This window comes from Aminobacter sp. MDW-2 (assembly GCF_014250155.1).
GTDB classification, from domain to species: domain Bacteria; phylum Pseudomonadota; class Alphaproteobacteria; order Rhizobiales; family Rhizobiaceae; genus Aminobacter; species Aminobacter ciceronei.
Genome location: NZ_CP060197.1, coordinates 1726675 through 1740219, shown reverse-complemented (window position 1 = coordinate 1740219; position 13545 = coordinate 1726675). Strand labels below are relative to the sequence as shown.

General features: G+C 64.5%; 12 protein-coding genes. 9 read left to right on the top strand and 3 right to left on the bottom strand.

The window, feature by feature from the left end:
- The first annotated feature begins 36 nt into the window (after positions 1-36).
- The 7 genes from H5P29_RS08455 to H5P29_RS08425 all read left to right on the top strand — a co-directional run bounded on the left by H5P29_RS08455 (position 37) and on the right by H5P29_RS08425 (position 6140).
- Positions 37-822 carry an SDR family NAD(P)-dependent oxidoreductase gene (locus tag H5P29_RS08455; RefSeq protein ID WP_154385717.1) on the top strand — a complete coding sequence of 262 codons (786 nt, stop codon included), beginning with the start codon at positions 37-39 and terminating at the stop codon, positions 820-822.
- A 95-nt stretch (positions 823-917) separates the two neighbouring features.
- Complete coding sequence (locus H5P29_RS08450) at positions 918-1091, top strand: hypothetical protein (protein ID WP_182573752.1); 174 nt, start codon at positions 918-920, stop codon at positions 1089-1091.
- Between the two features lie 25 nt (positions 1092-1116).
- Positions 1117-1728 (top strand): DJ-1/PfpI family protein, encoded by a 612-nt coding sequence (locus H5P29_RS08445; RefSeq protein WP_154385718.1) that lies wholly within the window; start codon positions 1117-1119, stop codon positions 1726-1728.
- Positions 1729-1899: 171 nt separating this feature from the next.
- A complete protein-coding gene (locus tag H5P29_RS08440) occupies positions 1900-2616 on the top strand; it encodes a YafY family protein (protein WP_067957091.1) in 717 nt (238 codons plus the stop codon).
- Between the two features lie 137 nt (positions 2617-2753).
- Complete coding sequence (locus H5P29_RS08435) at positions 2754-3188, top strand: GFA family protein (protein ID WP_154385719.1); 435 nt, start codon at positions 2754-2756, stop codon at positions 3186-3188.
- Positions 3189-3308: 120 nt separating this feature from the next.
- On the top strand, positions 3309-4508 hold the full coding sequence (locus H5P29_RS08430; RefSeq protein ID WP_185910307.1) for a serine hydrolase: 1200 nt from the start codon (positions 3309-3311) through the stop codon (positions 4506-4508).
- 186 nt (positions 4509-4694) lie between these two features.
- Positions 4695-6140 carry a serine hydrolase gene (locus tag H5P29_RS08425; protein WP_210252522.1) on the top strand — a complete coding sequence of 482 codons (1446 nt, stop codon included), beginning with the start codon at positions 4695-4697 and terminating at the stop codon, positions 6138-6140.
- A 233-nt stretch (positions 6141-6373) separates the two neighbouring features.
- Here H5P29_RS08425 and H5P29_RS08420 read toward each other — a convergent pair whose 3' ends face one another.
- Positions 6374-6844 carry a nucleoside deaminase gene (locus H5P29_RS08420; RefSeq protein WP_154385722.1) on the bottom strand — a complete coding sequence of 157 codons (471 nt, stop codon included), beginning with the start codon at positions 6842-6844 and terminating at the stop codon, positions 6374-6376.
- 312 nt (positions 6845-7156) lie between these two features.
- Here H5P29_RS08420 and H5P29_RS08415 point away from each other — a divergent pair, with 312 nt between their 5' ends.
- The gene (locus H5P29_RS08415) at positions 7157-8626 is read left to right on the top strand and encodes a serine hydrolase (RefSeq protein ID WP_210252523.1); all 1470 of its coding nucleotides are present in this window, start codon (positions 7157-7159) and stop codon (positions 8624-8626) included.
- A gap of 81 nt (positions 8627-8707) precedes the next feature.
- On the opposite strand, the gene H5P29_RS08410 is transcribed toward H5P29_RS08415, so the two are convergent.
- Positions 8708-9409 carry a DUF1013 domain-containing protein gene (locus H5P29_RS08410; protein WP_067957072.1) on the bottom strand — a complete coding sequence of 234 codons (702 nt, stop codon included), beginning with the start codon at positions 9407-9409 and terminating at the stop codon, positions 8708-8710.
- A gap of 445 nt (positions 9410-9854) precedes the next feature.
- On the opposite strand from H5P29_RS08410, the gene H5P29_RS08405 reads away from it, so the two are divergent.
- Positions 9855-12725, top strand: coding sequence for an autotransporter domain-containing protein (locus H5P29_RS08405; RefSeq protein WP_154385723.1), 2871 nt, complete (start codon positions 9855-9857; stop codon positions 12723-12725).
- 81 nt (positions 12726-12806) lie between these two features.
- On the opposite strand, the gene H5P29_RS08400 is transcribed toward H5P29_RS08405, so the two are convergent.
- On the bottom strand, positions 12807-13295 hold the full coding sequence (locus H5P29_RS08400) for a heme-binding protein (RefSeq protein ID WP_154385724.1): 489 nt from the start codon (positions 13293-13295) through the stop codon (positions 12807-12809).
- Positions 13296-13545: the final 250 nt, after the last annotated feature.

Sequence of the window (13545 nt, the reverse complement as noted above, 5' to 3'; positions counted from 1 at the left end):
GATTCGCCCGCGCGGCGACAAGGGCAGGAGCGGACAATGAAGCTCAACGGCAAGACGGCGATCATCACCGGCGGCGCCAGGGGCATCGGCCATGCCATCGCCGAGCGCTTCCTGCGCGAGGGCGCGCGTGTCGTCATCGCCGACATCGACCAGGAAGAGGGCAATACGGCCGAGCGCGATCTGGAAAAGCTCGGCGAGGCGCGGTTCGTTCGCGCTGATGTCGGCAAGCGCCTCGACGTCCACAATCTCGTCGCTTCGACCATCGACGCCTTCGGCGACATCGACGTGCTGGTCAACAATGCCGGCATCGACCACCAGGCCAGTTTCCTCGACCTTGCCGAAGACGATTTCGACCGCGTGCTGAGGGTCAATCTCAAGGGTGCTTTTCTAGCCGGCCAAGCCGTCGCCCGCATCATGGCCGAGAGGGTCAAGGCAGGCGGGCCTGCGGGCACGATCATCAACATGTCGTCGATCAATTCGGTCGTCGCCCATCCCGACCAGGTGCCCTATGCCGTGTCAAAGGGCGGTGTCGGCCAGCTGACGACGGTGATGGCGCTCGGCCTCGCGCCCTATGGCATCCGCGTCAACGCCATCGGCCCCGGCTCGATCTCGACCGACATGCTGGCCCGTGCCAAGGCCGATCCGGTGGCCAAGGCCCGCATCCTGTCGCGCACCCCGCTCGGCCGCATCGGCGAACCTGAAGAGATCGCTTCCATCGCCGCTTTCCTCGCTTCCGACGATGCTTCCTACATCACCGGGCAGACGATTTTCGCCGATGGCGGGCGCCTCGCGCTCAACGGCACGGTTGCTGCCAAAGCCTGACGGAAACATAGTCGCGCACGACCGCGTGCTCCTGACAGACTGCTGTCAGGAGGGGTGTGCGATACTCCTCCCGTACAAGATAAGGAGGACCCGCCATGAACACGTTTACGCCTGTCATCTTTCGCACCATCAGGCATTATGCTGGCAAGGTCAGGACCATGCACAATGAGATCCGCACCGAGCGCCTCATGAATTCTCTGCCGACAAGCATCCGCAAGGATATCGGCTGGCCCGACCGTTTCGACGCCCGCCGTACCGACCGCAATTGACACACCCGACAGAGGGGACACGCCCATGACCACAGCCAAGACGATCGGTGTCCTGTTCATCGAAGGTTATGCCGACTGGGAGTATGGCCTTCTGGCCGCTTCGGCGGCCGAATGGTTCGGCGCGCGCGCGATCGCGATTTCGCCGCACGAGGCACCGCTGACCTCGATCGCCGGCTTCAGCCTGTCGCCGACACGCGGCGCCAACCCCGCGGAAAACATGGATCTTGACGCTGTCGCCGTCATCGGCTCGGATCGCTGGGCGTCGAAGGACGCGCCTGATGTCTCGCCACTGCTGAAGGCTGTCGCCGGGCGCGGCGGCGTCGTCGGCGGCATCTGCGCCGGCACCCTTGCGCTCGCCCGTGCCGGCCTGTTCGACGGTGTCTCCCACACCAGCAACGGCCGCGACTGGATCCTCGGGCATGAGCCTGCCTACGCCGGCGCTCAGGGCTACCAGGACGTGCCGCACGCCGTCGCCGACAGCAACATTGTCTCCGCCCCCGGCTCCGCGCCCGGCACCTTCGCCGCCGCCTTCCTCGAGATGCTCTACCCCGAACTCGTCAGCCAGATCGGCGAGATGCGCGCCATGTTTGCCCGCGAGCATGCCGGGGCAGCGCACGGACATGGTGACGGCTCCTGACAATACGCTGTCAGGAGCCTTGTGCGATGATAGGATGAACGGTTCGCATATCGGTCGCCCTGTGCCAGGCGCCTAGCGACATTACAGACTGAGATTGTGACGACGCGCATTGTCATCGACGCCAGGCGCCCCCACTTGGCCAAGAACAGCGCGAGACTTGAGGGGTAATCGATGAGACGCGCCGACAGGCTGTTCCAGATCGTACAGCATCTCCGCGGCGGCCGCCTGGTGACCGCGCACAAGCTGGGCGCGTGGCTCGAGGTTTCCGAGCGCACGATCTATCGCGACATCGCCGACCTGCAATCGACGGGTGTGCCGATCGATGGCGAGGCCGGGGTGGGCTATATGATGAGGGAGGGTTTCGACCTTCCGCCGCTGATGTTCACACGGGACGAAATCGTAGCATTGGTTGCCGGCGCCCGCATGGTCCGCGCCTTTGGTGGCGCCGCCATGGCGCGTGCCGCCGACGAAGCGCTGGTCAAGATCGGCGCGGTCCTGCCCGACTCGGAAAAGGACCGCATCGCCCGCACCGAGATCCACACGCCGATGTGGGTGGTGTCAGACGCCGACCGCGAGGCGATCGACCTGATCGAGCGCGCCGTCGAAAAGCGCCAAGTGCTCAAGCTCGACTACAATGACGAAGCCGGCCGCGGCTCTGCCCGCGAGGTCCGCCCGCTCGGCCTATGGTTCTGGGGCAAGGTCTGGACGCTGATCGCCTGGTGCGAGATGCGCAACGACTTCCGCGCCTTCCGCATCGACCGCATCTCGGCGGTCACTTCTGCCGGCCGCGGCTTCAAGCCCGAGCGCGGCAAGCTGCTTGTCGACTACTACCGCAGCGTCGAACGCAGCGAATCCTATGGCACACACGACCGCAGCTCCGGCGGCTGACAACCGCAGTTTCCCTCCCCGCCCCTCCCAAACTGTCCCGGCAACGCGCCGGGACTTTTCTTTTGTGCCCCGCAGCCATACCCAACCATCCTGCATGCCACTAGGTTCGGGATACGAGGCGGAAGAGGTGACTGCACATGGACATGGATATCCGAGAAATCGACGGCGCATGCCATTGCGGCACGGTGCGCCTGCGCGTCAGGCTGTCGGACGGCCTGCGCAGCGCTCGGCGCTGCACCTGCTCTTATTGCCGGATGCGAGGCGCGGTTGCACTGTCGGCCGATCTCGGCGGCGTCGATGTCCTGGCCGGCCAGGAAGCCCTGACCACCTACGAATTCAACACCCGGGCGGCGAAGCACTACTTCTGCTCGAAATGCGGCATCTACACCCATCACCAGCGCCGCTCGAACCCCAACCAGTTTGGCGTCAATGCCGCTGTCCTTCAGGGCATCAGCCCGTTCGACTTCATCGAGGTCCCGGTCATGGACGGCATCAACCATCCGTCCGACCGCAAGGACGGCACCACGGGCTCGGGCATTGCCGGCATCCTGAAATTCATCGCCAGCACATAAGCCGGCTCGACTTTTGGCGCGTTCCGGACCGTCTCCGCGAGACGGTCCGCCACACGCAATGCTCTCGCAACCCGGACCAGCCACCAAGCTGTCCCGGATGATTTACGAGACATGTGCGAAATGACTGGCCCAGCCAAGAAGAAGACGGCGCTCCAGGGCGTAATGACAGCCACCGCCGCGATCCTGACGATCGCCGCCTTTTCGAGCGGCCTGCTCCATCTCGACCGCCTGATCGAGCGCCCCTTGGTCACCTCGACGGCGAATGCCGCCGGCAGCATCCCGGCAGGCGCCAAGGTTCGCGCGCTGCTTGCCGAGCGTATCGACGAACACAAGCAAGGCGTCGGTATCGTCGTCGGCATCGTCAGCCCCAAGGGCCGCAGCGTGGTGTCGCATGGCAAGTTCGGCATCGCCGATCCACGTCCCGTCGATGGCGACACGCTGTTCGAGATCGGATCCATCACCAAGGTGTTCACCGCCATGCTGCTTGCCGACATGGCCGAGCGTGGCGAAGTTGCCCTGAACGACTCTGTTGCCAGATACCTACCCGAAGACGTCACAATGCCCGGACGCGACGGCAAGACGATCTCGTTCACCGACCTTGCCACCCACATGTCGGGGCTACCGCGGCTGCCCGACAATCTGGCGCCAGCCGATGAGGCCAATCCTTATGCCGACTATACCACTCAACAACTCTACGCCTTCCTGTCGGGCTACATCCTGCCGCGCAGGATCGGCGTCGAGTACGAATATTCCAATCTCGGCTTCGGCCTGCTCGGCCATGCGCTCGCCCGCCGCGCCGGCGTCGACTACGCAACGCTTGTGAGGCTGCGGATCACCGACCCGCTCGGCATGTCCAGCACGGCAATCACGCTCACCCCCGACCTCGCGAAACGCATGGCGCGCGGACATGACAGCGCGCTGGCCGGCGTTCCCAACTGGGACCTTCCCACACTCGCCGGCGCGGGCGCGCTGCGCTCGTCGGTCAACGACCTGCTGGTCTTCCTCGAAATGGCGCTTGGCCAGCGCCAGACACCCCGGGCCGTGCGGCTTTCCAAGACGCTTGCCACAACGCTCGCGACACGCAGACAGATCACCGACGGCGGAGCCACCGCCCTTGGCTGGGTCGTGACCACGAACGCCACCGGCGAGGTCATCTGGCACAATGGCGGCACCGGCGGCTTCAGCTCGTTCATCGCCTTCCACCCCCGAACGAAAGTCGGCGTCGTCATCCTGTCCAACACCAATGTCGGCATCGAGGACATCGGCGTGCAGGTGCTCAGGTCGCTCGTCCTGCCCGCCAATGGCCCCATTCCCGGTTGACCAGCCTCTGACCTCCAGCATTGGCGTCAACGAAAAAGGCTCACCCAGGCGGGGACTTTTTTGCTCATCGGACAAGGCATGCCCCCGCAATGCTCTTGCAATCTCATCCTGTCAGATGGGCACCAGTTCCCAAGCGACAACGCCAGTTCGAAAAGCAAGCCGATGAAATCCGCAAGAAAATCCTTTATGCGCTCACGCGCGATTGCTGCCGCCACCGCAATCCTGTCCGTCGCCACATTTGTGACCGGCCTGCTTTCCCTTGACCGCCAGATCGAAGGACCTTTTGCCGTGACCAAAGCCTCGGCCAGCATGCCGTCCAGTTCCTTCCCCGCCGACAAGGAGATCGCCAAGATCCTTGCCGAGCGTATCGACATAAGGCGCGAAAGCGTCGGCATCGTCGTTGGCACGATCGGGCCACATGGCCGCAGCATCGTTGCCCATGGCAAGTTTGGCGCCAACGATCCGCGCAAGGTCGACGGCAACACCGTCTACGAGATTGGTTCGATCACCAAGGGCTTCACCGGCCTGCTGCTCGCCGACATGGTGGCCAGTGGCGAAGTCGGGCTCGACGACCCGCTTGCCAAATACATGCCTGAAGGCGTCACCATGCCCGAGCGCGCCGGCAAGTCGATCACCCTTGCCGACCTGGCCACCCATCACTCCAGCCTGCCGAGCCTGCCCGACGACCTGGAGCCGCCGGACACGCTCAATCCTTATGCCGCCTACACCACCGAACAGCTCTATCGCTTCCTGTCGCGCTATCAGCTGCCGCGCGACATCGGTGCCGATTTCGAATATTCCAACACCGGTTTCGGCCTGCTCGGCCATGCGCTGGCTCGCCGCGCCGGCGTCGACTACGAGACGCTGGTGACCCAGCGCATCACCAACCCGCTCGGCATGTCGAGCACGGCCATCACGCTTTCGCCCGAACTCGCCGGACGCATGGCCACCGGCCATAATGGCGACCTGCAGCCTGTTCCCAATTGGGATCTTCCGGCCATAGCCGGTGCCGGCGCGTTGCGCTCGTCGGCCAACGATCTGCTCAACCTGCTGGCCATGGCGGTGAGCACTGAAAAGTCGCCGCTCAGCGACGCTGTTGCCGCGGCGAGCGTCAAGCGCAAGCCGGTCAATGACGGCACGCAGGTCGGCCTCGCCTGGATGATCACCGAAAGCTCATCGGGCGACATCGTCTGGCATAGCGGCGGCACCGGTGGTTTCGTCAGCTTCTTCGGCTTCCATCCGGCCTCCAGAACGGGTGTCGTCGTGCTGTCCAATTCCGACGCCGACGTCAACGATATCGGCATGCACCTGCTCAACCGGGACATTCCGCTTTCCGAGCCGAAGCCGAAGCCGGTCGAGGCCGTCATCGACCCGAAGCTGCTTGACGGTTATGTCGGCCGCTATCAGCTGGCACCGAAGATGGTGTTCGACATCACCCGCGATGGCGACAAGCTGTTTGCCCAGCTGACCGACCAACCCAGGTTCCGTCTCTTCCCCGAGGGAGGACACCGCTTCTTCTACAAGGACGTCGAGGCCGCGATCACTTTCACACAAGCCGATGCCAGCCCCTCGCCAAGCCTGACCTTGCATCAGTTCGGCGAGCACATTTCAGCCCCGCGCGTGACCGACTGACCTGCCCATGAACAAAGAACAGGCCCCGTCGACGCGGGGCCTTTCGCTTTGGGGCGGGGAGCCGGGAACGCCTCCGGCGCGTGGCCGCCGATCCACTGGGCGCAGCGCGCCTGTCGTTTTGGCTACCCGTCACGCCAAACGGGCGGCGCGCAGTTCGTGCTGATTGCCACCAATCGCATTGGCGATGACGTGATCAGGCTGACTCTTCCATCAACCCGGCTTGACGGGCTCTGTCACCAGAAACCCTTATGGTCGTTGACGATCTCGTCTTCGAGCTCAGGGAATGGACCACGAACCGCGACATGGCGCCGTCCGGCGGCAAACACCTGATGGCAGCTGAGGTCGAGCGTCAGGTTTTCCGGGTTGTCTCCGGTGAGCTCGGCCAACCGCTTTTCGCTCAGCCCATAAACCACGGTGCCGATGCCAGCCCAGTAACAGGCCCCGGCGCACATGCAGCACGGCTCCACCGAGGTCACCAAGGTGCATCGTTCGAGAAGGGCCGGTTGGTATTGCTGAGCGGCCGCGCGGGCCACATTCGCCTCTGCATGGCCAACGCCGCGATCCTGCGCGTAGGTGTTGCCGGAGGAAAGCAGCACGTCGCCCTCCGGCCCGACAAGGACCGCCCCGAACGGATGGTTGCCGCTGGCCCGGCTCTCCCCGGCGATCTTCACGGCAAGACGTAGATACTCGGTATCGCTGCTCATGGCCGCCTCCCTGGGATTCACAACCACACGCCCAAACGCTTTGCGCCCACATCTTCCCGGAGCGCTTGGCGGCTGTCCAGCCGGCAGTTGAAAGAGGCGTTCATCTGAAGGCGGCGACGTCAAAGATTGGCCCGACGACAACGAGGGAGCGGCGGCGACCGACGCGCCGTCTGCAAACGCAAGCGACGTCTTCAACGAGCCGCCAACCCGCGCCAAGCGCGGCAGCCGCAATGCTCTCGCAATCTGCCGGGACCAGACAGTGCTGTTTGATTTGCCAGTCGCGCCGAACAAGCGCCGAGAGACAGCATCGCCATGAGACGCCTCAGGACACCCTCCGCATTTTCAGGTGCACTGACTGCAGCCGCCGTCATTTTCACCGTAGCGGCCGTGACCGGCGGACTGCTCTATCTCGACCGCAAGCAAGACAGGCCCATTGTCTTGTCCGCAGTTGCCGGCGACTGGTCGGGTCAGATGCCAACCGGGGCGGAGATTCGCCGCATCCTCGCCGACCGGATCGACGTCCAAAGGCGAAGTGTCGGCATCGTCGTCGGCACCATCGGGCCGGACGGGCGCAGCATCATTGCCCATGGCGACCTCGGCGGTTTCGATCCGCGACCGGTCGACGGCGACACCGTCTTCGAGATCGGCTCGGTGACCAAGGTATTTACCGGGCTGTTGCTGGCCGATATGGCAGCGCGCGGCGAAGTCGCCCTGACCGACCCGGTGGCCAAGTACTTGCCGATGAACGTCGCCGTGCCTGAACGGGGCGGCAAGGCGATCACCCTCGTTGACCTCGCGACGCAAACCTCCGGCCTGCCACGCATGCCCGACAATTTCGAGCCGGTCGATGAGACCAATCCTTATGCCGACTACACGGTCGATGAAATGAATGCCTTCGTGTCAGGCTACAAGCTGCCACGCGACATCGGTACAGAATATGAGTACTCAAACCTGGGCTCAGCGCTGCTGGGGCAGGCTCTTGCCCACCGCGCCGGCAAGGGCTTCGAGGCCCTCGTCCACGACCGCATCAGCGGCCCGCTGGCCATGCGCAGCACGGCGATCGAATTGCCGCCTCGTCTCGGCAAGCGCCTGGCCACCGGCCACAACGACATGCTGGAGATTGCGCCCAACTGGGAGATGCCCGCTTTTGCCGGCGCCGGCGCATTGCATTCAAGCGCCAACGACCTGCTCGACCTGCTGCAGGTGACGGTCAGCACGAACAAGACTCCGCTGACCATTGCCCTGGCCGGCACGCTGGCGACACGGCGGGCCATCGGCGGACAGGAGACCTCGGCGGCGCTCGGCTGGATCGTCACCAAAAGCAGCAATGGCGAGATTGCCTGGCACGATGGCGGCACCGGCGGCTACAGCGCCTTCATCGGCTTTCATCCCGGCTCGCGCAGAGGTGTCGTCGTCCTGTCCAACGCCAACACAGGCGTCAGCGACATCGGCCTGCATCTGCTCAATCGCGAGATCCCGCTGACAAGGGTCAAGCCACGGCACAGCGAGGCCGCCGTCGATCCCAGCCTGTTCGACACCTATGTCGGCCGTTACCAACTCGCCCCCGACGTGGTACTCACCGTCCTGCGCGAGGACGACGCACTTTACGCCCAGTTCAGCGGCCAGCCGAAACTGCGGCTGTTCGCCGAAGGCGAGCACCGCTTCTTCTACAAGGAAGTCGAGGCGGCCATCACCTTCGCAGCCCCTGCATCGAACCGATCACCTGGCCTCACCCTGCACCGCTTCGGCCGCGACATGCCGGCATCCCGGCTGTCGGACTGACCTGCTGACCGCAGACATCGGAGCAACCCGGAAACGAAAAAGGCCCCGCAATGCGGGGCCTTAGTTTGTGTGAGGAAAACCTCAGAACTTGTCGTCTTCGTCCTCGTCCGGCGTCTTCGAGCGAAGGGCCGAGAGCTTGGCGAACACGGCGTTGGCGTCGAGTTCCTTGTCCTCGTCCTTGGGTGCGGCCTGCTCCGGCGTCAACCGCTCGGTCAGCGAGGCCGGCAGCAAGGTGTCGCCGACAGGGGCGGCGGCTTCGCGGCCGCGCGAGGCGCGCTGCACTTCGATGTCGAGGTCGATCTGCGAGCACAGGCCGAGCGCCACCGGATCGAGCGGCGTCAGCGTCGCCATGTTCCAGTGCTTGCGCTCGCGGATCTGCTCGATCGTCGCCTTGGTGGTGCCGACGAGGCGCGAGATCTGCGCGTCCTTGAGCTCCGGATGGTTCTTGACCAGCCAGTAGATGGCGTTCGGGCGATCCTGGCGCTTCGACAGCGGCGTGTAGCGCGGGCCCTTGCGCTTGGTCTCGGGCACGCGGACCTTGGGATCCGACAGCTTGAGGCGATGATTGATGTCGCCCTCGCCCTTGGCGATCTCGGCGCGCGTCAGCTGGCCGGTCATGATCGGGTCCATGCCCTTGATGCCCTGGGCCGATTCGCCGTCGGCGATCGCCTTCACCTCGAGCGGGTGCAGCGAGCAGAACTGCGCGATCTGGTCGAACGAAAGCGCTGTGTTGTCGACCAGCCAGACAGCGGTCGCCTTGGGCATAAGCAGCGTATTGGCCATGCGATATATCCTCTTCGCTCGCCCGCGTCCCTCACGCGGGCGGTGGTCAGACCACCAGAAAATGGGAAATTCGGCCCGTATATAGACGCATTCGCCCGCCACCGCAACGATTTTGGAACCATCCCGAAGCGGCCTTCGGAGCCGCATTCCGAATACGGGCCGCCCTCTGGCAAGGCCGCAGATGCCCCGGGCCGAAATGAATAGCCGCCAAGTGTAGAAACCGACCTTGAGCCGGTTGATCTATAAGCAAAAGCTTATTACTTAGTGGAAAGGGGCAATGCAAATTTTCTGAAAGCTATTCGTCCGGTATTCAGCTCTTGCGATACGCAGGCGACGTCATCACTTGGACGGAATTGCTGGTGGCATATTTGAACACTCCACTCGAGCGGTAGCCTGCTGCTGTGGAGCACCATTTTTGAGACAGCGATTTTTTTGGGGATCTATCATGACAACTGACCACAGCATGGCCAAGCGCGGATTTTTGCGCGCTATTGCGATGGCCGGCATGGCCAGCACTGTCTTGTGCGGCCTTGCCGCCGCTTCTCATGCCCAGACCTGGGAGGGAGATCAAAGCAGCGACTGGTTCAACGGCGACAACTGGTCGGCCGGCAGCACCCCCGCCGGAACAGCCGTCATAGTCAACCAGCCGGGCGCACCCAATGCCCCAAGCATCGGAACCCCCGGGGCCAGCACGAGCACCATCTTCATCGGCGGCGTCACCGGTGCCTCGCTCGACATCGTCAATGGCGGCAGCCTGACCTCGACATCGGCGATAATCGGCAACTCATCGGTCAACGGCGCGCCGCCTGCCAGCAGCCAGACAGGCGAAGCGACGGTCACGGGCGGCTCCACTTGGACGACCGACACACTCGATGTCGGCTTCTACGGATCAGGGACACTGAACATCGCGGCTGGCGGCAGTGTTGAAGCCGCGCAGGCGTCGCTTGCCACGCAGGAGGGCAGTGTCGGCCTGGTCAACGTGACCGGAGCGAACTCGAAATGGCTCAACACCGGCAACGGTGGCACCATCGTCGGCGATGGCGGCGAGGGAACCTTCAATGTCAGCCAAGGCGCAAGTGCGAGCAGCTATGTGGCGACCTTGGGCCAGCAGGCGAGCGGCCACGGCATCGCCAACGTCTCGGGGACCGATACGCTGTGGCAGATCACCAACGCCAACCTCGTCCTCGGCCAGTCCGGCGTCGGTGAATTGCATATCTCTGGCGGCGCGAAGGTTACGGCCAACAATCGTACCTTTCTGGGCAGCGGAGCCGGCTCCTCGGGCACACTGACCATCAGCGGCACGGGCTCTGCCCTCACCTCGACAGTCGACATCAGGATCGGCGTCAAATCGGCTGGTTCGGTCAGCGTCACTGCAGGCGGCAAACTGCAAAGCGCAGCTGTGATCGTCGGGGCCGACGCATCCGGCGTGGGCGACCTCATCGTCTCCGGCTCGGGCTCCCGCGTCGAGTCGGGCACATATGTCATGCTGGGATGGAATGGCGACGGTACCGCCACGGTCAGCCACGGCGGCACGATCTCAACGGCAGCTGCCGGCATACAGATCGGCTTCGCCGGCGGTTCCACCGGCACGCTCAACATCGGCGCAGCCGAGGGCGACGCGGCCGTCGCTGCGGGCAACATCGCTGCACCGAAAATCGTTTTCGGACCAGGCAGCGGCACGCTCGTCTTCAATCATACCGACGATGCCCATGATTTTGCCGCGGCCATTTCGGGCGACGGCTCAATCAGGCATCTGAGCGGAACGAGCCGCCTGCTCGCCAACAGCTCAAGCTTCACCGGAACAACCGACGTGCTTGGCGGGACCTTATGGATCGGCGATGGCCTCGGCGGCGGGATCGACGTCTTCTCGACCGCCAGGCTTGAAGGCAGCGGCGATCTCGGCGACGTCACGATCCGCTCCGGTGCAATCGTCGCGCCCGATGGAACCTTCGATGTGGCGGGCGATTTCGCCTTTCAGGCAGGCTCGCTCTATGAAGTCGGCATTGGCGGTGCAGCCAGCCGCATCGCCGCCGGCACCGCCACCATCGATGCGACGTCTTCGGTCAATGTCGTCGCCAACGGCATGGATGCGCTGTCGGACGAGTATCTGATCCTGTCGACCTCCGGAGCGCTGACCGGCGCCTTTGGCGGCGTCACCGACGACTTTGCCTTCCTCGACAGTGCACTCGACTATAGGAACGCCAGCGAGGTCTGGCTCACCCTGCAATTCAACGGTGCCGCGTTCGGCACCGTCGCCATCACCGACAACCAGCATGCCGTGGCCGGCGCTCTCGACAACCTTTCGGCCGGCAACCCGATGGTCGGCGGCCTGCTTGGCCTTTCCTTCGGCGGCGCGCGCGACGCGCTCGACCAGCTGTCGGGCGACATCCACCCCTCGCTGATGAACGCCGGCATCATTGCCTCGACGCTGGCACAGGATGCCGTGCAGAACCGCATCCGCCAGACCTTCGACAGCCACGCGACGGCCGGCAAGCCGTCGCGTGCCTTTTGGGTCGAGGGTGTGGGCAATATCTCGGAATTATCCGGTGTGGACGACACGGAAGGCTTCAAGGTCAAGGCCGCGGCACTGTTCGGCGGCCTCGACGGCGAAGTCGCCGAAGGCATCCGCCTCGGCGCCATGGCCGGCTATTCCAGGAGCAGCATCTCTCGGGGTGGGCAGGCCTCGACCGGTACCGCCGACACCTTGCATGCCGGCCTCTATGCCGGGGCCGAACTTGGTGCGCTTCGCCTGCAATTCGGCGCCATCCAGGCGTGGCACGATCTGTCGACCGAACGCCGCGTCGCCTTCGGCGGCTTCTCCGACAGTCTCGCCGCCGGCTACGACGCAACAACGACCCTCGTCCATGGCGACGTCGGCTACCGCCTTGGCCTCGGCGCGTCCTATGTCGAGCCGTTTGCCGGCATCGCTTATGTCAGGACCGGCAGCGACGGATTTGCCGAGACCGGCGGCGCCGCGGCACTGACCGGGGCAGCCGGCGATCAGGATGCGACTATCTCCACCCTCGGCATAAGGGCAAGCACCGAACTGCCGGCCGGCGCGCGATCCGTCACGCTGCAGGGCATGCTCGGCTGGCGTCACACCGACAGCGACGCACCGCTGTCGCGCCTCGCGTTTGCCGGCACGGCACCGTTTTCCGTCCTCGGCGACAGCCTAGCGTCGGATGCCTTCGTCTACGATGCCGGCCTGAGCTTTGCCGTCAGGGACAATGCCCGCATCGATGTCAGCTATGCCGGTGCCGTCGGCGACGGTACCGCAGCGCACCAGTTGCGCGGCACCTTCGCCATGGGCTTCTGACCCGCGCCAGCACACGAAAAGGCCCCGCCTCCCCAGATGGGAAGCGGGGCTTCGTTATTGCCGGCAATGTGCCGGACAGGCTTACTTCAGCTTGTCGGCAGCCTTTTCGATGCCCACAACGGCGCAAGCCTCGTCGAAGTTGCCGCCCGGCGCGCCGCCGACACCGATGGCGCCGATGACAGCGTCGCCAGCCTTGATCGGCATGCCGCCGGCGAGCACCAGGAAGCCGTCAATGTCGACCAGGCCGGCAGCGCCCGGATTCTTCTGCACGTTCTCGGCCATCTTGGAGGTCGGCGTACGCGACGAGGCCGAGGTGAAGGCCTTGTCCTGGGCAGCCGAAACGGTGTGCGTGCCGGCATTGTCGGCGCGGACCAGGGCGCGCAGCACGCCGGCGCGGTCAACCACTGCGGCAGTGACGTTGTACTTGTCGGCGGCGCAGGCTGCGACCGCGTTCTGGGCGATCTCGACGGCGAGGCTCGACGAGATGTTCTTCTCGGTCAGCACCTGTGCGGAAGCAGCACCGGAGATGGCGACGGTGGCAGCGGCGGCGAGGAAAATGCTCTTGATCATGACTGGGTTCCTGTCCTGATGTTGCTCGGGAGAAAGCGTCTTGCTTGTCCGATGCCAGAACTACGCCGAACCGCCGCCGGGCAGAATCCGCGATGCCACCACCTGCCCTAGGTAGGATTACCTACTGCCTTCGGATGCCGGCACATTTTTCCGCAAGCGCTGGACCGCGCAAGGCGCAGTCACCCGCTTATGCCGACCCCGCCGTGCATCACTGATCGCGTAGACCGTTTCCCGGAGAGCCGCCGCCTCG